This window comes from Desulfovermiculus halophilus DSM 18834 (assembly GCF_000620765.1).
Classification (GTDB): Bacteria; Desulfobacterota; Desulfovibrionia; order Desulfovibrionales; family Desulfothermaceae; genus Desulfovermiculus; species Desulfovermiculus halophilus.
Genome location: NZ_JIAK01000004.1, coordinates 84,484 through 105,978, shown reverse-complemented (window position 1 = coordinate 105,978; position 21,495 = coordinate 84,484). Strand labels below are relative to the sequence as shown.

Here is a 21,495-nt window from a genome sequence, read left to right as displayed (position 1 = left end):
AAGGAAGATGGTCAGGCCCAGGACCAGGAAGGGAAGCGGTTTGCACATGCCCGCATTGTAATGAAGGCCACATTCCGGTCAAGGGCCTGAATTCTCGCGGTAAGCAGCTCAGCTCATCTTTTTGATCTCCTGGTCCCGGAGGACCCGACGGAGGACCTTGCCCACAGCCGAGGTGGGGAGCTCAGCCCGGAACTCGACGCTTCTGGGGCGTTTGTACCCGGCCAGGCGCTGCTGACAGAAATCAAGAATCTCTTGTTCCGAGGTTTCGTGTCCGGGCTTGAGCTGGACAAAGGCCTTGACCTGCTCGCCGCTGGTGGGATGCGGGATGCCCACGACAGCGGCCTGGGCCACATGGGGATGCTCGTACAGGACCTCTTCCACCTCCCGGGGATAGCAATTAAATCCCCCGACCAGGATGACATCCTTTTTCCGGTCGGTGATGACGATGTACCCGTCGTCGTCGATGTGCCCGATATCGCCGGTCAGGAAGTAGCGGCGTCCGGCGATATCTCTGAACACTGCGGCGTTGGCCTGGGGATTGCGCCAGTACCCCTGCATGACCTGCGGTCCGTGCACCGCGATCTCTCCGTCTTCGCCCTGGGCCAGCTCCATCTGTCCGGTATCCAGATCCACGATCTTGATGTCCGTGTTCGGCCAGGGAAAGCCCACCGAGCCGAAGCGGCGAAGGCTGATATCGCTCGGGTTCCCGGCAATGACCGGAGCTGTCTCGCTCAGCCCGTATCCCTCGAAGATGACGGCCCCAGTTTCTTGCTCAAACTTCTTGGCCACTTCCTGGGGCAACGGGGCGCCCCCGGAAGCACAGGCCTTGATGGAGCGCAGATCGAACTTGTGCAGCTGAGGATGATTGATGAACGCGGAAAAAATAGTCGGCACGGCCACAAGCAGAGACGGCTTGAAGCGCTGGACAGCCTTGAGCACCTCTGTAAAAGGCGGATTTCCGGCCCGGGGATCCGGGATGCAGATCAGCCGGCTGGCTGAATAGCAGGCCCCGATCAGGCACAGGGTCATGCCGAAGATGTGGTACCAGGGCAGGACGCCGAGATAGCAGTGCTCTCCCCCGGGCTGGACCTTCTCCTCGCCCTGGCCTCCGGGAGCGGGGAACCGGACCCATTCGTCCCAGGCCATGACGTCGTACACAAAGTTGGAGTGGGTCAGGACCGCTCCCTTCGGCACCCCGGTGGTCCCGCCGGTATAAATGATCAGAGCCGGGTCAAGGTCCGGATCGATGTCCACCTCCGGCGGTTGCGGGGCATCCTGGGCAAGTATCCGGTCAAAGAGGATATGGTTGGGGTCATGACTGGGAGCATGGGGGATTTTCCCCAGCATGCCGCCTGCTATGGCCTTTGCCTTGGGCAGGTAGGGCTTTATGTTGCAGATGACCACGGTTTCCACCTCAGTGTCCTGGATTGCGGACTGGGCTGTGGGATAAAACTGGGGGTGGTCCATGCAAAAGACCACTTTGGCCCCGGCATCCTGAAGCTGGTAGCGAAGCTCACTGGCGGTGTACAGGGGGTTGCAGGTCACGCATATGGCCCCGATCTTGAGTATTCCGAAGAATACAGGCGGATAGTGTGGGAGGTTGGGCAGAAATATGGCCACCCTGTCCCCTTTTTGCACCCCTTTGGAATGCAAAAAGGCAGCCACCTTGTCCGCGGTTTCCCGAACCTGTGCGTAGGTCCGCTCTGCGCCCTGAAAAATGGTGTACACCTGCTGCGGATACCTCTCGGCCGCGCTGTGCAGCAGGGAGTACAACGGGCGGTGGAACCCCTCAATGACCCGCGGCACGCTTGAGGGCCAGTATGGAGAGGGCCAGGAGGCCAGGGAGGGGTCCTCCTGGGCGGTGGCACGGGGGTGCTCAGGCTGGCTTTTTAATGAACGGACGGTAGGCTCTTGCGTCATGTTTTGCATACTCAACTCCCGGGACATGGGTTGGAATTTTTAGCATAGAGTCACGCAAAGCGTGCCGACTGTTCTCCTCTCCGGCAGTTCGAGTCCTTCCCCGGAATGCGCAGCATAAAGGCCATCCGCAGGATAGAAGGAAATGAGAATAGTCATTGTGAACCTACCAACTGGTCAGCAATGTGTCAATAAACTGCCCATGATGAACAGGGTTTCGAGGACAAAGCAGACGTCCGGGAGGGGGATTCAGCAGGGGTGGAAAAGGTGGTTACGGAGTGAGGCGGGGCATGATTTTCTGCACCCAGCCCAGCATGCGCTGGTGGTGGGAGCCCCGCCAATAGATCCGCTGGCAGCCGGGGCAAAGGCGGAAACGCTGGTAGTAGCGCCTGGTCTTGGGCTCAAGCCGGTCCTCGATCTCCGCCTTGCTCACCGGCTGGAGCTCGGTGTTGCAGGCCAGGCAGCGGGTAAAGAGGGCAAACGGGGGCTTCAGGCCAAAGAATGTGAGGACCTCCACCAGCTGCTCCAGGGGGGAGTCGGCCCGGATCAGCCGTCCCCATTGAATGCAGCTGCGCTTGAGCAGGCCGTGGTCCCTGCTGAGGACGATCCGGGCTTCCCGGGCGGCAATGCTGGCTAAATCCGCGTCCTTCCAAGCAGGGTCAAAGGCTGCGTCTATGCCCAGCATGCGCAGCAGCCGGGCCAGCTTGCCCACGTTGACGTCGACCAGGAACCGGATCCCGGGCAGCGGGTCGGGCCGCAGGAGGGTGGGCCGGCAGGGATCCGCCGGGGGCGTGAAGGGGTGCACCCCTATGACCTGTCCGGGCCTGGGGATGAAGCTGAAGTCCACCTCCCTGGAGTTGACCAGAATGCGTTCGATTTCAGTATGCGGCGGGCCCACTGCTTCAATAATGTCCTTGATCGAGGCCTTTCGGTTCAAGGCATAGGGTACAACACCGGAAGTGTGCGGTGCAGAGAGCAGGTGAACAAGCTGGCCCAAAAAACACAGATGACACTCAGACATGGGCATGGCTTTTGTTGTTAGAGACCCAAACGGGATGTTGACGGAACCTTGCTCCAAGGCTACAAGAGCACCACCCGCCCTTAGCTCAGCTGGATAGAGCACCAGACTTCGGATCTGGGTGTCGCGTGTTCGAATCGCGCAGGGCGGGCCACTCCTCTTTTCCTGTTTGAGCTTTTGTTTGCTTTGCAAACAGCAAGCAAGCAGCTTCCGGTGCTCATTCCTTCAGATAACGATACAGGGTACGACGTCCAATTCCCAGAAGTGCGGCCGCTCTTCGTTTATTGCCCTGGGTCTGCTCCAGGACGTAGTCGATATATCTCTCCTTCATCTGTTCCAAGGTGGGCAGCCTTCCGCCTTTTAGCAAGGTGTCTGCAGCCGCCGGGGAGCCGTGGGTATGCTTCTTTTGTTCTGTTGTCTGCTGCCCCCGCATGCGCTCCGGGAAATCCCGGGGGGTGATCCATCGGCCCGGGGTCAAGGTGACCGCCCGTTCCACCGCATTTTCCAGTTCGCGAACATTGCCGGGAAAGGGATAGGTCTGCAAGAGCTCCAGTGCAGCATCGGAGAAGCCTCGGATGTCGCGGCCCAGCTTGGAGCTGAAGGCATGCAGAAACCTGGCGGCCAGAAGCTGGATGTCTTCTTCCCGTTCCCGCAAAGGAGGTACACGCAGGGTAAACGTCTCCAGGCGATAAAACAAGTCTTCCCGGAATGTCCCCGCGGCGATTTCCTGCTCCAAGTCCTTGTTCGTGGCGGCGAGTATTCTGGCTTGAGTGGAAATCTCCTTGTTGCTGCCTACAGGCCTGATCTTGCCGTCCTGCAGAACCCGCAGGAGCTTGGCCTGCATGGAAACCGGCGTCTCGGATATCTCATCCAAAAAGATGGACCCTCCGTTGGCCTCGGCAAACAGGCCTTTGCGTTCCTTGGCCGCTCCGGTGAAGGCCCCGGCCGTATGCCCGAAGAGCTCTGATTCCAGCAGTTCTGCGGGGATGCCGGCACAGTTCACGGCAACCAGGGGGGCACTCTTCTGGACGCTCTCCTCATGTACGGCCCGAGCCACCAGCTCCTTGCCTGTTCCGCTTTCCCCCACTATAAGCACCGGACCATCGGCTGAGGCCAGTTGTTTGATCTGGGCAGTCAGCCGCAGCATGGCTTGACTGTGTCCTATCAGCCCGTGAAAGTCGTCTTGGGCCAGCATCTCCCGGTAGCGCTGCACTTCCTGGCGCAGGCGCCTGTTTTCCAGGGTGCGCTGTACGCAGAGGACCAGCTGGTCCAGGTCCAGGGGCTTGGTCAAAAAGTCGTCTGCACCGGCTTTCAGGGCTTCAACCGCCTGGGGAACAGAACCAAATGCCGTAATGATCACGAAGCCCGGCTCTGGAAAATGTCCTCGGGTGCTGCGCAGCAGGTGCAGCCCGTCCTCTCCCGGGAGCTTGAGGTCGCAGACGATAAGATCAGGGGTATTTGCAGCCATCCATTCCAGGCTCTGCTCCGCACTGGCCACCCAGTGCACATGAAAGCCGGCGTCGGCCAGCTCTTCTTGCAGGAGGTGACCGAGTCCCTGGTCGTCTTCGACGATGAGGATCTTTTCCTGTTCTTGGCTGTGTTCCTGCATGGCTGTGGTCCTTGCTTTCGTGGTCATGGGGTGTTTGCGTTTTCCCTGAGCGAAAGTCCGCACATTCAACGCTCTTTCATGAAAACCCACATGTTGTGTCCAAAAGCGGTTTTTTGTTCATGGACAGTCTGCTTGCCCTTTTCCTTCTGCAGGGCCCTTGGGCAAAGCGATTGTGAACTCGGCCCCGCCCAGGGCGGCGGTGTCAATGTGCAGGACCCCTTCGTTTTCTTCCACAATGCCGTGGACCACGGCCAGGCCGAGCCCGGTTCCTTCTCCCACCGGCTTGGTGGTATAGAAGGGATCACATACTCGAGACACCTGGTCCGGATCGATGCCGGGGCCATTGTCCTGGACCCTTATAACGCATTCGCGGGCAGTACATTCCCATTGGATCCGCACGTGTCCCTGTTTTTGGGGTGCCGCCTGGACGGCGTTTTTGAGCAGGTTGGTCAGCATCTGCTCCAGGCGCAGGGGATCGGCATGGAGCAAGCAGCCGGTCCCTGGACCAGACTGTTCCAAATGCACCTCCTTCTGCTCCGCCAGGGACGATGTGTTCTGGATGGCCTGGCGGACAACGGATGCCGGATCCACATCCCTGCGGCAGGACGAGCTGCTGCGGCTGAAGTCCAGGAGCTGACGGACTATTGATTCCATGCGCTTTACCTGATCGCGGATCTGCTGCAGGGCTCGGGTCACTCTGGGCGGAAGGCCCTGGAGCCTTCCTGCCCGCTGGGCCAGTCCGTCTATAATGGACAAGGGGGTTCCCAGCTCATGGGCCACACCGGCAGCCAGTCGCCCGACTGCGGCCATTTTCTCGGCTTTGCGCAGCTCTGATTCCAGCCTGGCTTGTTCCTGTCGGTGCCTTTCCACATCCTCATGGGCCTTTTCCATGCTGTCCAGCATGGTATTAAAGGCCGAGGCCAGGGAAGTGATTTCCTTGGGGCCGCGCAAGTCGCCCCGGTGAGACCGGTCTCCCTGCTCCACCCGGCGCATGGACCGCCCGAGTCGGTCCAGGTGGCGGCCCAAGGCTCTTCTGTGTCCAAACAAGACCAGCAGGACCATGATCAGCGCTCCGCCGCTGAGAATAAGGCCTGATTGGAAGCGCAGATCAGCGATATGCTCTTTGATGTCTGCTTCCTTTCGGGACAGCTGCAGCAGGCCGTTGATCCGCCCTCCGGAGTCGGTCAGAGGAGCGAAGTAGGAGTAGGCTTCCCGGCCGCCTACAGGCCCGTACTCTTCCTGTCCGTTGCCCTCTTTGGCCATGGCGGCAATACGCTTGTTTTCTCCATCCCTGTGCCGATCCAGGACCGAGGCCCCGGCCGAGGCGATCTGTCTGCCGTTCTTGTCGTATACTGTGGCGGCATATAATCTGTTGATTTCGAAAACCGAGGTCAGAGCGCTGCGGATGCTCCCGGTCCTTCCCCGCTCCAGGGCGTGGCTCAGGGGCCGTTGCAGGGCCCGGGCCACGAGCTGGACCTCGTCTTCCATCTTTTCTTCGACCCTGTTCTCAATCGCGGTCAGGCTCAAATACCCGGCCAAAGCCAGGGCCGAGATCAAGGGGACAATCACGTACACAAGCAGTGCCTGAAAAAGGCTGTAGCGAAACGAGAGGTTCATACCTGCATCCCTTTGTCTGCGGTTGACGGAGGGGGTATATGCGCATGTGCTTTGTGTCAAATTGACACATGTATTGTTTGTGCAGGGGACACTCTCCGGCCTTTGGGGACATACGAATGTCTTGGCGGTTTCGGTCTCCGGGGCTGCACAGCGGTGAAGCGGGCACCTCCCAGTGGGGGACAGAGCAATGGTAAACGCTTGTGTTCTCGCATGATTTGAGGAATCAATCCTGTGATGTCCAAGGATGCATACCGCCCGTCCTGTATCGTTCTCGGATGAAAACCAAGAGGTGCGATGCTTTGGCAAGTTTTATGCAAGAAATGTGAAACGCCGGGCCCGGCGATACTGTGAAATAAAAAGAGTGAAATGCCGTTGATGGACAAAGAGAAAATTTAGGAGAAGAATTGTATGCGCCGTATTGACTCCAGATTGTGCGTTGTGTTTGGGATTGCCGTCAGCTTGCTCATGTTCGCCTCTTCCCTGCAGGCCCAGAGTCAGGAGGGGCAAGGGCAGAATCAGTATGAGAGCCAGTATGAACAGAATCAGCCTCAGCCCGAAAATTTTACGGACAAAGAGCTTGAGGCCTTTGTTTCGGCCCGGGGCGAAATAAGTGAGTTGCGGCAAAAATTTCAGCCCAAGTTCCAAGAGGCCGACGATGTAGACAAAGCGCAGCAGCTGCGGGAAAAGTTCCAGAACAAGGCAATCCAGATCCTGGATGAGAACGGATTGGATGTGCAGACATACAACAATATCGTCAAGGGAATGGACAGCAACCAAAAGCTGCGCAACAAGATAGAGCAGAAAATGGGGCAGTAGAACGAAACCGTGTCCGGAAAAGGCCTGTGCTGCTCCCTGGCTTGAGGGCATCTTTGTGTCCGGAGCTCCTCTCCAGCAGAGCAAAAAAGCCCCCGCGCTAAAGCGTCCGGGGGCTTTTTTGCTTGACCCCTGTCTATGTTTGTGTTCTGTCTCCTCAAGCTTTTCAGAATCTGCACGCACGGTTTTGGGGGCTGAACAAACAGCAGGCCGTGCCGACAGGTGCGCAATCGAGTCATCCGCTTTATTGAACGCATCAATGAACTGGAGGCAGGCGTGGCATTCTCAGTTGTGCAGCTGATCATAGGGTTGCCCTTGCTCCTTGGCGGGGCTCAGGCCATGGTCAACGGAGCAGTGAGCCTTGCCCTCCGCCTGGGCATACCCAGCCTGCTGGTCGGGCTCACGGTGGTGGCCATGGGCACCTCGGCGCCGGAGCTTTTAGTCTCCCTGGTCTCCGCCTTTCAGGGGGCGGCGGATATGGCCGTGGGCAATGTGGTCGGATCGAACATGGCCAATATACTCTTGATCCTTGGGATATCGGCCATGATCCATCCCCTGGCCCTGGAGAAGACCATCCGCTGGCGGGAGATCCCCTTTGTCCTTTTGTCCACTCTGGTCCTGGTGGTCCTGGCCAACGACCAGGTCCTTACCGACGCCCAGGGATCACGCCTGGACCGGGCCGACGGCTTGGCCATCCTGGGCTATTTTGCCGTGTACATGTACTACATTACCTCGGTGGCCGCTCACAACAGCGGTTCCCAGGAGGGGGCCGAGGGAAGATCCATGGGCCTGCCTCTGGCCGGGCTGCTGGTCCTGGGCGGGATAGCCGGTCTGGCAGTAGGGGGGCATCTCGTGGTCAACGGGGCAAAGGAGATCGCGGCGGCCCTGGGCATGAGCCAGGCCCTGATCGGGCTGACAATCCTGGCTGTGGGCACGTCCCTGCCTGAGCTAGCCACCTCGGTCACAGCCGCCCTCCGGGGCAACGCGGACATCGCGGTGGGCAATGTGGTGGGCTCCAACATCTTCAACATCCTGTGGATACTGGGGGCCACGGCCACGATCACCCCCATAGACTACAATACCGCCCTGAATGCCGATATCTGGCTTTTGGTCGGTGTCAGCCTGCTCTTTTTCCTCTTCACCTTCACCTGGAAGAAGCACAAGATCGACCGCCGGGAAGGAGGGCTGTTCTTTGCCCTGTACATCGGCTATCTGATCTTTCTGTTTCTGCGGGGGTAGCAGGGCGTGCTCTGGGTCCGGGGGGCCCTGCCTGCGGCTTAAAGGCTGTTCAGCTCCCCGCAGTCCGGACAGAGCCAGAACACCGGGGTACACAGCCCCCATTTGAGCTCCTCCATGCACTGCTGGCAGATGCAGCATCCACAGGTGCGGCATACCCGGCAGTACAGGGCCTGTTGCCCGCAGCAGTGACAGGTCCGGTCTCTCGTCCTCCGCCACTTTCTTCGATAGCCTGATGTGTTGGAACCTTTTGTGCTCATACTTGTACAGCGACACTTTGATATGGTCGTGCCGGGGATTGGTCCGTGGGCACGATTTTGGCCGACGCATCCAAGGCCCGCTCCGGGCACTGGACTAGAACCGTTCGGTGAGCACGGCCTTGACGGTATTGCCGTCGGTCCGGGGGCCGAAGTGGTCCAGGATCTCCCGCATGGCCTGCATCTTATTCCCGTACTGCCCAAAGTCGATGTGGGCCCTGATCCAGTCCGCGATCTCATCTGCTGTCGCCTCACTGGGCAGGTAGGCTTCCAGGATCCGGATGTAGTCCCCGTCCTGCCGTTCATTGAGCTCTCGTTCTGAAGCAACGAGTTTTTTCAAGATCTTTACTGTTTCCTGGTCAGTGAGGACCTTGTTCTTCTGGCGCTGCATCTCTCCGAGCACAATACGCAGGGCATGCTTTTCCTTGGGGCTGATGCCCTTGGTGCGCAGGCGATCCTGAATGGACTGCTGCAGGCTCATGGGGACTCCTTTTCGTAGGTGTGAAGTTCCACTCCCAGTGTCCAAGAGCCGGTTCCTGAAGAGGGGCAATCCGGTTCTTGACGCCCTGGAGATCAGAGGTGAAAGTGGATGCAGAACAGATGTACTCCATGAGCTCAAAGGACTCAAGCGCGTATGAACAGGAATGTGCCAGCCAGAGGCCTGCAGACCCATGACGACGTCCAGCTCCTGCTGCAGGTCCTGCCTTCTGGAGTCCAGGAGGCGATCCTGGAACACTGCGCGGCCACCGACCTGGTCGAGATTGTCCTGGATCTGGGCCGCAGGCCGGAAATACGGACCAACACCGGATTCCAGGATCTCGACCTGCCGCCGGTAGAGCGCAGGGACCTGGGGGAGGTGACCGGGAAGATCGGGAGGTTTACCACCGACAACCGGGCCGGGATAGAGCGGACCCTGCACCGCATATCGGCCATCCGCAACCGGACCGGGGATATTGTGGGCCTGACCTGCCGCATCGGCCGGGCCGTTTTCGGCACTGTGGACATTGTCCAGGATGTGATCGAGTCCGGCACGTCGCTTCTTCTCCTGGGCCGCCCCGGGGTGGGCAAGACCACTCTTTTGCGCGAAGCGGCCAGGGTGTTGGCTGACGACCTGGGCAAGCGGGTGATTGTGGTGGATACCTCAAACGAGATCGGAGGGGACGGTGACATCCCCCATCCTGGAGTGGGCCGGGCCAGGCGGATGCAGGTCCCGTCTCCGGACCGGCAGCACGCGGTGATGATCGAGGCGGTGGAGAACCACATGCCGGAGGTTGTGGTCATCGACGAAATAGGCACCCAGGCCGAGGCCGAGGCGGCCCGGACCATTGCCGAGCGCGGGGTGCAGCTGGTTGCAACCGCCCACGGCAGAAGCCTGGACAACCTGCTCCAGAATCCGACCCTCTCGGATCTGGTGGGGGGGATCCAGGCCGTGACCCTGTCAGATGAAGAAGCCAAACGCCGGCGGACCCAAAAGACCGTTTTGGAACGCAAGGGACCGCCGACCTTCCATGTCCTGGTCGAGATTCAGGACCGGGAGCAGTTTGCCGTTTACCGGGACGTGGGGGCGGTGGTGGACGATTTCCTGCACGGCATGCCTTTGGAGCCGGAAGTCCGGAAACGGACTGCCCAGGGTGCGGTTGAGATCCACAAGGAGCAGGTTGCTGGGGGCAGGCAAGAGAGTCCCGGGAATAGGGAATCCCGGTCCTCGTCCCAGGATCTGCCCGCACATCGGGAGACGCGCATCTTCACCTATGGGGTGAATAGAGACCGCCTGGAAAAGGCCTTGCGCAAACTGAAGATTCCGGCCCGGATCGTCAAGGATGTGCAGGATGCGGACCTGATCCTGTCTCACAAAAGCCACCAGCGCAGACAGCCCAAGCGGCTGCGGGATCTGCAGTCCGGCGGGGTCCCCCTGCATGTGGTCAAGAGCAATACCATCCCTCAGATTGAACAGGTCTTGAGTTCGCTCTTCGGCCGCCTGGAGGGCGGGTCGGAACAGGAAGCCATGCTGGAAGCTGAAGAGGCAATCCATCAGGTGATGAACACGGGCCGGGCCTCAGAGCTGGGGAGTCAGAACGCTGCAGTGCGGGCCATGCAGCATCAGCTGGTCAAGCGTTATGGGTTGCAGAGCGAGAGCACGGGACAGGAGCCCAGCCGGCGGGTGGTCGTTCTCCCGTGGTGAATTCCGAGGCGGATTGCCGGAACAGGAGTCAGGAAATGGGACTCAATATCTCCCGGAGCACCCGGCTGAACAGGCTGGAGGACTTTATCCTGGAATCCAGGAAGGGGAAGAAAATTGAGGTGGAAACCCAGCTGCGGCGGGAGAAGATTCTGGGTCAGGCCGGACAGTGTGCGGGGCAGGAAGGACGGATCGACGGGTACTTGTTTATAGCCGACTTTCTGTGCTGCATGGAGAATCAGAGATATACCGTCTCCAAGGTCTATTCCTTGAGCTACCTGACCAAGGACCCGACTGACCTGCATGTGGACAGGCAGGTAGCCAATGCCCGGCTGAAGATGGACTATCAGCGGCTGCGGGAGGCCGGGATAGAAGTTCAGGAGATGTATTTCCCAGAGCATGAAGATGAGTGAGGACCGATCAGGATCCGGGGAGCAGGCTTTGTCCCGGGACATGCAGCCGGTGATTCCAGGCAGCTATGCCTTTTTTCGGTCCGACGGTTCCCGGGAGCTGAGTGAAGCAGCCCAAAAGGAGACCTTGGCGGGGGAGGACCGGGGCAATGCCTTGGTATGTGTTCTGTGCGGGCAGGTGGTGACCTGGAAGGGGGAACGGATCAGCGTTTCCGGCAAGCATGCCCATGTTGTTTTCAACCCGGCCGGCATTGTGTTTGAGCTGGGATGTTTTCGAGCAGCCCCGGGCTGCGTTGCCCAGGGCCGGAGCAGCTTGGAGTTTACCTGGTTCCAGGGGTACGCCTGGCAGATAGGCCTGTGCAGGCAGTGCCGGGCTCATCTGGGATGGCGTTACCAGGGAGGGCAGGAAGGAGACGTCTTTTTCGGCCTGATCCTGGGCCGGCTGCTGGAAAAGAGCCCTTGAAGCGGCACACAACCCTAGGCTACGGGCGAAAGACATCGGGAGTGTATCCTTCCGGAAGGTGAGCAGATCCCTTGATGCATGGGATTCCGGTTTCTTGGGCTATGGCTGCACAGAGATCGTCCACGTTGTCTACAAATCCGCCTCCCAGATGCCAGGTTTTGTCCTCACCTTTGCGGGCAAAGGCACAGGTTGCCACATGAATGGCCTCAGCCCCTTTGGACTTCAGGATCCTGGCCAGGTCCAGATTCGCTTCCAGCTCCTCCTGCAAAGTGAACACGCCGGCCAGTTCGGTGTGCTCATATCCGGAAAACCCTTGGCTTCGAGAAAAGAGACTGCGGAAGCAATTGGTCAATGGGCATTTGGTTTCGTTGGTGCGGCACCGGAATAAACCAATAGCAGTCATAGCTGTCCTCCTCCTGGTCAGGGCAGACCCTGGGTGCTGAAGTTTGTCTCAGAGGCATAGAAGCATCCATTGTATAATGGCCGTGGGGTTACTTCCTGTCAAGACTGGAAAAACCTGCTCTTATAGTCTGATTCTGCAGGATGGTTTCCGGAACTCTGTCTGTACCGAGGTGAACAATCCATTGGACAGGAAGGGGAAAGCTGTAGGAAAAGGGAAAAATACAGGTTATATAAACACTGTTTACTGAAAAAATCAAACATTGACAAAACGGGGCAAAAATATAGAGTTTCAGCTCTGAAAGCCAGGACGGCTTTGTCCGCCTGTGGGTACGGATATAGGCGGGTGCGGACTCCAATGATATTCTGGAAGAGGATCTGGATACATGAGCAAGAGATCGACCTTTTTGGAGCTTAAGGAAAGCGAACGGGCCTACAGGCGGGACCTTATACTGGATGCAGCCATGAGTCTGTTCGCCGAAAGGCCGTTTCATGAGATTGGAATGCGGGATATCGCCACTGAGGCCGGGATCTCTCCGGCCTCCATCTATCGCTACTTTTCCAGCCGGGACGATATTCTGGCCGAGATCCTGGGGCATGAGGTCTCAGAGGGCAGCCAACGGCAACGGGAGCGGCTGGAAACCGGGCGCACCTCCCTTGAGGATATTGCTGCCGGGATCGTGGACTTCTTTATGGAAAAGGAAGCGACCCTGCAGATGCTGAACCACTTCCTGCTCAAGGAGGAGGTGGACGAGGAAGCCAAAGAAAAGTTCACCGCCATCCAGATCCATTACCTGGAGCAGTTTGACTCTGTTCTGGAGGCCATGGGGTGCGATCCGGACAACGTCCGGCTTTTTTCCCGGGCTTTTTTTGCCTCTCTGCTCGGAATCATCATGTCCTTCCGCAATGCGCCGGACAGCAATTCAGAAGCGAACAAGAAGCATGTGCACCGCTTAGCCAAGCTGACAGCCACCATTTTCACTAAAGGCATGCCCTAAGGGCATCCCGCGGCTTTTTTATCCCAGAACACCTTGGTGGGGATAATCCCAATCGAAATCGGGATCGCTATCGAAATGGAAAGAATATGTCATTCGGTGCAGGAGGAACCCTCAGCTTATGGGTTCGATCCCGATAGCGATTACGAACCCGAAGGAAGAAAATCACAACAATCGGATGCACTGGACGCTCTTTCTTCGCGCCAGTGATCCTCAGCCTTTTGCATCGAGGGCGCACCTTTCCAGGCGTGATTACGGACATAGACCGGCAGGGGTGAGCCGGGGCATGGCTTCGGCTGGTCCAGTCTGTCGGCATAAACGGATTGGTGTCGCCTGAAAGGTATCCCTGGTATGCATTCTCCCTTCGGAGCCCTGACTTCCCATGCCCCAAGCGTTTCAGGCCGGAGCCTGTGAAATGAGGAGCAGCGCATGAGCAGAAAAAAAAGCATACGAAAGTATTTGGCCTTCTTGATCGTGGTGGCTGTGCTCGCAGGAGCGGGGACATATGTGTGGCACGCAGAAGGGGAAATCCCAAGTGCTCGTGGGCTGCCGGAGCAGGAGAGCATTTCACCGGGGACCAAGATGAAAGTCCAGGTCATAGATGCCAAGTCAGGGCTGCGGTGGGTGCGGGTTCAGGCTGTGCAAAACGGCAATGTGCAGGTCCTGGCTCACCAGGAGTTTCAGGAGCCGGTCCGGGAGTGGACCCGAAAGGTCTCCCTTTCCCAGGCCGGATTCGACGACGGTCAGGTTCGGATCGAGGTCCAGGCCAGGGACCGGTCCTGGCGGAATTGGCTGAAAGGGAATCTTCTCCAGCACTCAGCCGCCTATGAGCTGGACTCCAAACCCCCCCGTATCGTGCTGGAGAGCTTTCGGCACAATCTGCGTCAAGGTGGATCAGGGGCCGTGGCCTTTCGGGTGTCCGAGCCGGTGCAGCGGGCCGGGGTGCAGATCCAGGATTTCTTCTTTCCCGCGTATGCCCAGTCCGGCGACCTCTATCTGTGCTTCTTTTCCTTTCCTTTCAGTCTTTCCCCGGATCAGGGGCAGCTGCTGGCCACGGCCACGGACAGGGCCGGAAATGTTCAGGAAGCCGGATTTCATCACTACGTGAACCCGGCCGGTTTTGATCAGTCCCGCCTGCCGGTAACGGACCGTTTTCTGCAAAACGTGATTGTCAACTTTCAGGACGCATTTCCCAGCCAAGAATCGCTGCTGGATGTGTTTCTCAAGGTCAACCAGGAAATGCGGGCGGACAACAGAAGACAGCTGCAGGAGATCGGGCGGAAGACCGCATCGAGTCCGTTGTGGTCCGGACGATTCCTGCGCCAGCCCAATGCCTCCAGGGAGGCCAATTTCGGAACCCACCGGATGTATGTCTACAGGGGCGAGGTCGTGGATGAACAAACCCATCTGGGGATCGATCTGGCCTCGGTTGCCCGGGCACAGGTCCCAGCGGCCAATTCCGGGCATGTGGTCTATGCGGACTGGCTGGGGATTTACGGCCAGGTGGTCATCATCGACCACGGACTGGGTCTGCAGAGCCTGTACGCTCACCTTTCCCAGATCCATGTCCAGCAGGGCGACAGGGTGACAAAGGGGCAGATCATCGGCCGGACCGGCTCTACAGGTCTGGCAGGGGGGGATCATTTGCATTTCGGCATGGTCATCTCAGGAGTGCCGGTCAATCCTGTGGAGTGGTGGGACGCGAGCTGGCTTGCGAACAATATATTCTCCAAGCTGAACCTGGTCCGGGACCTGGCCGGCGAGGGCCAGAAGTAGAGTACTTTGTGTCCCTCGCCCGGGGCGCGGTGGATGCGCTCCGGGCACCCGGATCCGGCGTTTGCCCCCCAGGGCCCATCGGCACGCGTGGTTGCCGGCCGGCAAGTGGGGTGGCCGGGACTGATAGCCTCCTAAATCGGGAGGTCTTTTTTTTTTTTTGACACCTGGCCTGTTTTGGCCTACCAGGATATCATGAATACAAGTAGGATTTCGACGATGCGGGCCCATGTCCCGCATGCGGCCTGTGAGCCGGAAAAAAACACGTGACGGAGGTTGTTATGTTCGAGATTTTGAAACGGACTGAGATGGCGCAAGGGTCGGTGGTTCTCAACGAGCTCAGTGCGCCCCAGATCGCGGCCAAGGCCCTGCCGGGCCAGTTTGTCATCCTCCGGGCCAACGAGACTGGAGAGCGGATCCCTCTGACCATGGCGGATACGAACCCGGAGCGGGGGACGGTGACCATTATCTATCAAGTAGTGGGCAAGTCGACCGCCCTGTTTGCGGACATGAAGGTCGGGGAACGCTTTTTGGACATCATCGGACCGTTGGGCAAGCCGACCAAGATCGAAAATGTGGGCACCGTTGTCTGCGTCGGCGGCGGAACCGGGGTGGCGGTCATGCATCCCATAACCAAGGCATTGAAGCAGGCCGGCAATCACGTTATCTCTATCATCGGGTCCCGGACCAAGGATCTGCTCATCCTGGAAGACAAAATGAAAGCAGCCTCCCATGACCTGCACGTGTGCACCGACGACGGCTCATACGGCCATCACGGCTTTGTGACCGACAAGCTCAAAGAGATGCTGGACAGCATGGATGTTGGACTGGTGGTGGGCATAGGCCCGGTGCCCATGATGAAGTTCGTCTGCAAGATGACTGAGCAGTACAAGGTCAAGACCCTGGTCAGCTTGAACTCCATCATGGTGGATGGAACCGGCATGTGCGGATGCTGCCGGGTAACGGTCGGGGATCAGACCAGGTTCGCCTGTGTGGACGGACCGGAGTTCGACGGGCATCAGGTGGACTTTAACGAGCTGGCCACCCGGCTGCAGGCCTACACCCAGTTCGAGAAGCAGGCCATGGACAAATACAAGTGCGAGTGCCAGCGCTGATCAGCCGCCGCAGTGACGTCTGGTCCGCATTCACGCTGTGTCGTACGCAATACCCTTACTCGGGAGGATACAATGGCTCAAGGAAAGGATACCAAGGAAAAGCTCCCCCGTCAGGCCATGCCGGAGCAGGACCCCAATATCCGCAAGCGCAATTTTGACGAAGTTCCGACGGGGTACACGCCGGAGCTGGCCAAGGCCGAAGCATCCCGGTGTCTGCAATGCAAGAAGCCCTCCTGCGTTGAAGGCTGTCCGGTGAGCATCGATATACCCGGTTTCATCAAGTACATTCAGGAGGGCGACTTTACCAAGGCCATCCGCAAGATCTGGGAGAAAAACAGCCTGCCCGCTGTCTGCGGCCGGGTCTGTCCCCAGGAAGACCAGTGCGAAGGCTCGTGCATCCTGGCCAAGAAGGGCCAGCCGGTGGCCATCGGGAATCTGGAACGCTTTGCCGCGGATTACGAGCGCAATTACGGCAGCGGTGAGCTCCCGCCGAAAAAAGCGTCCACAGGCAAAAAGGTGGCAGTGGTCGGATCCGGTCCGGCCGGGCTGACCGTGGCCGGGGACCTGATCCTCAAGGGGCACGAGGTGACAGTCTTCGAGGCCTTTCACAAGGGAGGCGGGGTTTTGGTCTACGGGATCCCGCAGTTCAGGCTGCCCAAAGAAATTGTGGCCTCTGAGCTTCACTTCCTGGAACGTCTGGGGGTAGACATCCAGTGCAACACAGTGGTGGGCAAGACAGTGGATGTGGACGAGCTGTTCGAGCAGGGTTTTGATGCCGTGTTTATCGGTGTGGGTGCAGGTCTGCCCAGGTTTTTGAATGTTCCGGGGGAGAATCTGATCAATATTTATTCCGCCAACGAGTACCTGACCCGGGCCAATCTGATGAAGGCCTACCTCTTTCCGGAATACGACACCCCGCTGGCCAAGGGCAAGGAGGTCGTGGTCCTGGGCGGGGGGAATGTGGCCATGGACTCAGCCCGGACCGCCATGCGCATGGGAGCGGATCGGGTGCGCATCGTCTACCGCCGTTCCAGGGACGAGCTGCCGGCCAGACAGGCCGAGGTGCATCACGCTGAGGAAGAGGGGATCGAGTTCTACCTCCTGACCAATCCCACCAGATTCATCGGCGATGATCAGGGATGGGTCAAGGGCATGGAATGCATTCAGATGGAGCTGGGTGAACCCGATGAATCCGGCCGGAGGCGGCCGGAGCCCGTGTCCGGATCGGAGTTTGAGCTGCCCTGCGATATGGTGGTCATTGCCGTGGGCTCTGGAGCCAATCCGGTGCTGACAGGGAATACCCATGACCTGGAGCTGAACAAGCGGGGCTATATTGTGGCCGATCCCAAGACCGGAAAGACCATGAAGAAAGGGGTCTGGGCCGGCGGGGACATAGTGACCGGGGCGGCCACCGTTATCCTGGCCGCCGGAGCCGGACGCCTGGCCTCGGATTCCATCCACGACTACTTGAGCATCGGGTGGTAACAGGGACTGGCTGGATCCGGCTGACCCGAGGGTGCCGGAGTGCTGTTCATGCCGTGCGCCTGCAGGGATCCCCTGCAGGCGCATTTTTTTCAAATGGGAGCGAAATGTTCTTTATCCCGCCAACCGTCTTCCTTCGTGCCCATACCTGCCTCAGCAACTCCTGTGGATGTTGACTGTCTGCGATCAGAGCGCGTTTCGGCCCAAACCGGGACAGGCGTATGCATTGCCTGCGTCTTGACAGGAGAGTATCGACTTGCTATCAGCTTAGCACTCTCATTGGCAGAGTGCTAAAATGCTTCCGCACTGGCATACTCCAGGCGGAAAATGATTCCAGCCAGGCAGAGCGAGGCTCTTATGACACTGACAGCGCGGGAAATCGAGGTTGTGCGTATTATCGTTCAAGCCTATATCGAGCACGCTGCGCCCGTTGGCTCCAGGTACGTGGCCAAGCAGTCCACATTGAAGCTGAGTGCGGCCAGCATGCGCAATATCATGGCCGATCTGACCGAGAAAGGGTATCTGCATCAGCCCTATACCTCGGCCGGCAGGGTGCCCACGGACAAGGCCTTCCGCTTTTATGTGGACACGGTGCTCAGCCCGGCCCTATTGCCGGAGAACACCCAGCAGGACATTAAGGAGGCGTTGGGCCAGGCCGGCCTGGAGTTTTCCAACATCCTTGAGCACGCATCCAAGCTGATTTCCGCCCAGTCCAGCCAGGTCGGGGTGGCGGTGGCGCCGAAACGGAGCATGATCCGGCTCAAGCGTATCGACCTGGTTCTGGTCCGGACAGGCCTGGTCATGGCCATAGCCATCTTCAACGGCGGAGTGGTGCACAACAAGCTCCTGCCGGTTGAGCCGAAGGTGACGGCCGATGACTTGGTCAAATACGCCAACTACCTGAACGAAAAGTTCCAGGACCGAACCATTGAAGAGATAAAAAAAGACATCCTGCAGGAGATGGAGCAGGCGGAAAACCGGTTCAACGCCCTGTATGCCAAGGCCTTGAGCCTGGCCCGGGATGCCTTTGCAAACAACAACGACCGGGAGGTCTTCCTGGACGGAACCCTGAATGTGCTTGATCATCTTGAAGGCAAGGATGTTTCCAGCATGCGGGATCTGTTGGAGTTTCTGGAACACCGGTCATCCCTCCTGGAGCTGGTGGATAAGCTGGCGTCCAACGAAGGCCTGATCGTGACCTTCGGGACCGAGTTCTACGGTCCGGAGCTGGGGCAATGGGGCCTGATTTCATCGCCCTATCAGGTGCAGGGCCAGAAGCTGGGGGTGGTCGGAACCATCGGGCCCATCCACATGGATTACTCCAGACTGATGCCTATGGTTGACACCATCGCCAAAATGCTTAGTGATCTCCTTGAATCGCGTTTCGCCTAGCGATAACGGCCCGCAAAGGAGTGCACAGGCTGGTCAGCCGGCCGAAAAAAGACAGATATTGTGGTCCAAGGAGGAGATCAATGGCAAAGGATACAGAGCGCAGCACGGAGTTCAGCCCTGAAGACGCCGAGAACTCTGGGGCTGAGGAAGAACTGGAGAGTCAGGCTCAACAGGAGCAGGGCTCTGAAGATCAGGTCCCGGAGATAAGCGATGACCAGCTCTGGGAGCTGTGCCAGGAAAGGGTTTGTCCCTCCTGCCCCCAAAAGCAGGAGATGGACCAGGAGGTGCAGCGGGTCCGGGCAGATGCGGATAACTACCGCAAGCGCATGGCCAGGGAAAAAGAGCAGCACTGCAAGTTCGCGGCTCAGGACATCATCGAGGACCTGCTGCCGGTTATGGACAATCTGGAGCTGGCCGTGGGCCACGGGCGCAAAGTCGAGGCCTGCTCGGATCTGGTCCAGGGAGTGGACATGACCATACAGATCTTTTTGGATACCCTGAAAAAACACGGGCTGGAACCCATTCAATGCTCGGAAGGGGAGCCCTTTGATCCCAACTGGCATGAGGCCCTGGCCGAGGAGCCGCGGGAGGATCTGGAAGCTGGCAAGGTCTGCCAGGTCATGCAGACCGGATACACATACAAGGATCGAGTTGTGCGCCCGGCAAAGGTCATGGTCAGCAAAAATTGCCAAAAACAGAGCTAGCCCCCTTTACTTCCCGGAATCACGATTTACATTTGTACACAGCAAAGATTTGCATATAAGCATTGAGGAGGAAATCCTATGGGCAAGATTATCGGAATCGACTTGGGCACGACCAACAGCTGTGTCTATGTCATGGAAGGCAAAGAAGCGAAGTGCATACCAAATCCAGAAGGCGGGCGGACCACGCCGTCCATTGTGGCCTTTACGGATAAAGAACGCCTGGTCGGCGAGCTGGCCAAGCGCCAATCCGTTACCAATCCGGAACGGACTGTGTTCTCCATTAAGAGGCTCATGGGCCGGGACTTCAACGCCCCGGAGATCGAGAAGTGGAAGAAACACAGCCCGTACAGTATTGTGGAAGGCTCCAACAACGATGCGTTCGTTGAGGTGGAGGGCAAGAAGTACAGTCCCCCGGAGATCTCGGCCATGATCCTGCAGAAGCTGAAGCAGGATGCCGAGGAGTATCTCGGGGAGAGCGTCAGTGAGGCCGTGATCACTGTGCCGGCCTACTTCAACGACAGCCAGCGCCAGGCCACCAAGGACGCCGGGCGGATTGCCGGACTTGAGGTCAAACGGATCATCAACGAGCCCACAGCCGCCTCCCTGGCCTACGGGCTGGACAAAAAATCCAATGAAAAGATCGCGGTCTTTGACCTGGGCGGCGGGACCTTTGATATCTCCATTCTGGAGGTCGGGGACAACGTGGTCGAAGTCAAGGCCACCAACGGAGATACGTTCCTGGGCGGCGAGGACTTTGACCAGGCCATCCTCTACGACCTGGTGGACGAGTTCAAGCGGGAGAACGGCATCGACCTCAGCCAGGACCGAATGGCCATGCAACGGCTGAAGGAAGCAGCGGAAAAGGCCAAGAAAGAGCTGTCTTCCACCATGCAGACGGATATCAATCTGCCGTTTATCACTGCGGACCAGGCCGGGCCCAAGCACATGAACATCAAGTTCAGCCGAGCCAGGCTGGAGTCCTTGACCGCTGACCTGGTCGACCGGACCATTGGCCCCTGCAAGCAGGCTCTGGAAGACGCCGGGTTGGGCATCAAGGAGATCGACGAGGTCATCCTGGTCGGCGGACAGACCCGGATGCCTCTGGTCCAGCAGAAGGTCAAGGAGTTCTTCGACCGCGAGCCGCACAGGGGGGTCAACCCAGACGAGGTTGTGGCCATGGGGGCAGCCATTCAGGGCGGCATCCTGGCCGGGGACGTCAAGGACGTCCTGCTTCTGGACGTAACACCCTTGTCCCTGGGCATTGAGACCATGGGCGGAGTGTTCACCAAGCTTATTGAAAAGAACACCACCATTCCGACCAAAAAGAGCCAGGTCTTCACCACGGCCTCGGACAATCAGCCCTCGGTCTCCATCCATGTCCTGCAGGGCGAACGGCCCATGGCCGGAGACAACAAGAGCCTGGGGCGGTTCGATCTGGAAGGAATCCCGCCCGCACCCCGGGGCGTCCCTCAGATCGAGGTCACTTTCGATATCGACGCCAACGGGATCGTCAACGTCAATGCCAAGGATCAGGGCACGGGCAAAGAGCAGTCTATCCGCATTCAGCCCTCCAGCGGCCTGAGTGAGGATGAGATCGAAAAGATGGTCAAGGATGCCGAGTCCCATGCCGCAGAAGACGAGAAGAAGAAAAAGCTCATCGAGGCCCGCAACCAGGCCGATACCTTGATCTACAGCACGGAAAAGTCCATGCGCGACCTGGGCGACAAGCTGGAGGGCGAGACCAAGAGCGAGATCGAGGGCAAGATCGAGGAGCTGCGCAAGGTCATGGACAGTGAGGACGAAGAGGCGATCAAGAAAGCCACGGATGATCTGTCCCAAGCTTCGCACAAGCTGGCTGAAAAGCTCTATCAGCAGCAGAGCCAGCAGGGCGGAGCCCAGGCCGGTGGGGCCGAAGCCGGTGGAGCTCAGGCCGAAGGCACCTCCCAGGACGATGAAGACGTGGTGGATGCCGAGTATACAGAACAGAAGTAATTCCAGGCGGTGTGCTTGACAGCACGACGTCCGCCTTTCTATATACAAAGGCCTGGCCCAGACAGTGGGCCAGGCCTTTGTTTTTTGGGCTTCTGGACACAGGGAATGGAGCTTGAAAAGAAAG

General features: G+C 58.7%; 19 protein-coding genes and 1 tRNA gene. 13 read left to right on the top strand and 7 right to left on the bottom strand.

Translation table 11 applies throughout. The features are described from left to right. Positions 1-108 precede the first annotated feature (108 nt). The gene (locus tag N902_RS0100530; RefSeq protein WP_208596241.1) at positions 109-1,929 is read right to left on the bottom strand and encodes a long-chain-fatty-acid--CoA ligase; all 1,821 of its coding nucleotides are present in this window, start codon (positions 1,927-1,929) and stop codon (positions 109-111) included. Positions 1,930-2,188: 259 nt separating this feature from the next. Continuing rightward, on the bottom strand, positions 2,189-2,938 hold the full coding sequence (locus tag N902_RS0100525) for a Mut7-C RNAse domain-containing protein (protein ID WP_027369327.1): 750 nt from the start codon (positions 2,936-2,938) through the stop codon (positions 2,189-2,191). Between the two features lie 74 nt (positions 2,939-3,012). Here N902_RS0100525 and N902_RS0100520 point away from each other — a divergent pair. Beyond that, positions 3,013-3,089 (top strand) — tRNA-Arg (locus N902_RS0100520). A 63-nt stretch (positions 3,090-3,152) separates the two neighbouring features. Here the strand turns inward: N902_RS0100520 and N902_RS0100515 are convergent. After that, a complete protein-coding gene (locus N902_RS0100515) occupies positions 3,153-4,571 on the bottom strand; it encodes a sigma-54-dependent transcriptional regulator (protein ID WP_244147349.1) in 1,419 nt (472 codons plus the stop codon). A 90-nt stretch (positions 4,572-4,661) separates the two neighbouring features. Further along, entirely contained in the window at positions 4,662-6,161 is a 1,500-nt protein-coding gene (locus tag N902_RS15740; protein ID WP_051564049.1) for a sensor histidine kinase, read from the bottom strand. Between the two features lie 408 nt (positions 6,162-6,569). Between N902_RS15740 and N902_RS0100505 the strand changes: the two genes are divergently transcribed. Further along, a complete protein-coding gene (locus tag N902_RS0100505) occupies positions 6,570-6,977 on the top strand; it encodes a DUF4168 domain-containing protein (protein WP_027369325.1) in 408 nt (135 codons plus the stop codon). Positions 6,978-7,196: 219 nt separating this feature from the next. Continuing rightward, the gene (locus N902_RS0100500) at positions 7,197-8,213 is read left to right on the top strand and encodes a calcium/sodium antiporter (protein WP_051564048.1); all 1,017 of its coding nucleotides are present in this window, start codon (positions 7,197-7,199) and stop codon (positions 8,211-8,213) included. 38 nt (positions 8,214-8,251) lie between these two features. Here the strand turns inward: N902_RS0100500 and N902_RS19010 are convergent, their stop codons facing one another. Both N902_RS19010 and N902_RS15735 read right to left on the bottom strand, forming a co-directional pair. Next, on the bottom strand, positions 8,252-8,470 hold the full coding sequence (locus N902_RS19010; RefSeq protein WP_084287545.1) for a hypothetical protein: 219 nt from the start codon (positions 8,468-8,470) through the stop codon (positions 8,252-8,254). A gap of 94 nt (positions 8,471-8,564) precedes the next feature. After that, positions 8,565-8,948: a GatB/YqeY domain-containing protein gene (locus N902_RS15735; RefSeq protein WP_034621098.1), complete on the bottom strand. Its 384-nt coding sequence runs from the start codon at positions 8,946-8,948 to the stop codon at positions 8,565-8,567. A gap of 153 nt (positions 8,949-9,101) precedes the next feature. On the opposite strand from N902_RS15735, the gene N902_RS0100490 reads away from it, so the two are divergent. The 3 genes from N902_RS0100490 to N902_RS0100480 are packed head-to-tail and all read left to right on the top strand — an operon-like array spanning position 9,102 to position 11,519. Beyond that, a complete protein-coding gene (locus N902_RS0100490) occupies positions 9,102-10,649 on the top strand; it encodes a R3H domain-containing nucleic acid-binding protein (protein WP_051564047.1) in 1,548 nt (515 codons plus the stop codon). Positions 10,650-10,684: 35 nt separating this feature from the next. After that, positions 10,685-11,059, top strand: coding sequence for a hypothetical protein (locus N902_RS0100485; protein ID WP_027369322.1), 375 nt, complete (start codon positions 10,685-10,687; stop codon positions 11,057-11,059). Continuing rightward, positions 11,052-11,519 carry a cereblon family protein gene (locus N902_RS0100480; RefSeq protein ID WP_153304106.1) on the top strand — a complete coding sequence of 156 codons (468 nt, stop codon included), beginning with the start codon at positions 11,052-11,054 and terminating at the stop codon, positions 11,517-11,519. Before N902_RS0100485 ends, N902_RS0100480 begins: the two co-directional genes overlap by 8 nt. 19 nt (positions 11,520-11,538) lie before the next feature. On the opposite strand, the gene N902_RS0100475 is transcribed toward N902_RS0100480, so the two are convergent. After that, positions 11,539-11,922: a CGGC domain-containing protein gene (locus N902_RS0100475; protein ID WP_027369320.1), complete on the bottom strand. Its 384-nt coding sequence runs from the start codon at positions 11,920-11,922 to the stop codon at positions 11,539-11,541. Positions 11,923-12,304: 382 nt separating this feature from the next. Here N902_RS0100475 and N902_RS0100470 point away from each other — a divergent pair, with 382 nt between their 5' ends. The 7 genes from N902_RS0100470 (at position 12,305) to dnaK (ending at position 21,371) form a co-directional block, all read left to right on the top strand. Further along, on the top strand, positions 12,305-12,916 hold the full coding sequence (locus tag N902_RS0100470) for a TetR/AcrR family transcriptional regulator (protein WP_027369319.1): 612 nt from the start codon (positions 12,305-12,307) through the stop codon (positions 12,914-12,916). A gap of 426 nt (positions 12,917-13,342) precedes the next feature. Further along, positions 13,343-14,689: a M23 family metallopeptidase gene (locus N902_RS0100465; protein WP_027369318.1), complete on the top strand. Its 1,347-nt coding sequence runs from the start codon at positions 13,343-13,345 to the stop codon at positions 14,687-14,689. A gap of 278 nt (positions 14,690-14,967) precedes the next feature. After that, a complete protein-coding gene (locus N902_RS20045) occupies positions 14,968-15,801 on the top strand; it encodes a sulfide/dihydroorotate dehydrogenase-like FAD/NAD-binding protein (RefSeq protein WP_027369317.1) in 834 nt (277 codons plus the stop codon). Between the two features lie 72 nt (positions 15,802-15,873). Beyond that, positions 15,874-17,286, top strand: a complete 1,413-nt coding sequence (gene gltA, locus N902_RS20040) for an NADPH-dependent glutamate synthase (RefSeq protein WP_027369316.1) — start codon at positions 15,874-15,876, stop codon at positions 17,284-17,286. Positions 17,287-17,640: 354 nt separating this feature from the next. After that, a complete protein-coding gene (gene hrcA / locus N902_RS0100450; RefSeq protein ID WP_027369315.1) occupies positions 17,641-18,675 on the top strand; it encodes a heat-inducible transcriptional repressor HrcA in 1,035 nt (344 codons plus the stop codon). 80 nt (positions 18,676-18,755) lie between these two features. Further along, a complete protein-coding gene (grpE, locus tag N902_RS0100445; RefSeq protein WP_027369314.1) occupies positions 18,756-19,379 on the top strand; it encodes a nucleotide exchange factor GrpE in 624 nt (207 codons plus the stop codon). Between the two features lie 78 nt (positions 19,380-19,457). Then, a complete protein-coding gene (dnaK, locus tag N902_RS0100440) occupies positions 19,458-21,371 on the top strand; it encodes a molecular chaperone DnaK (protein WP_027369313.1) in 1,914 nt (637 codons plus the stop codon). Positions 21,372-21,495 lie beyond the last annotated feature (124 nt).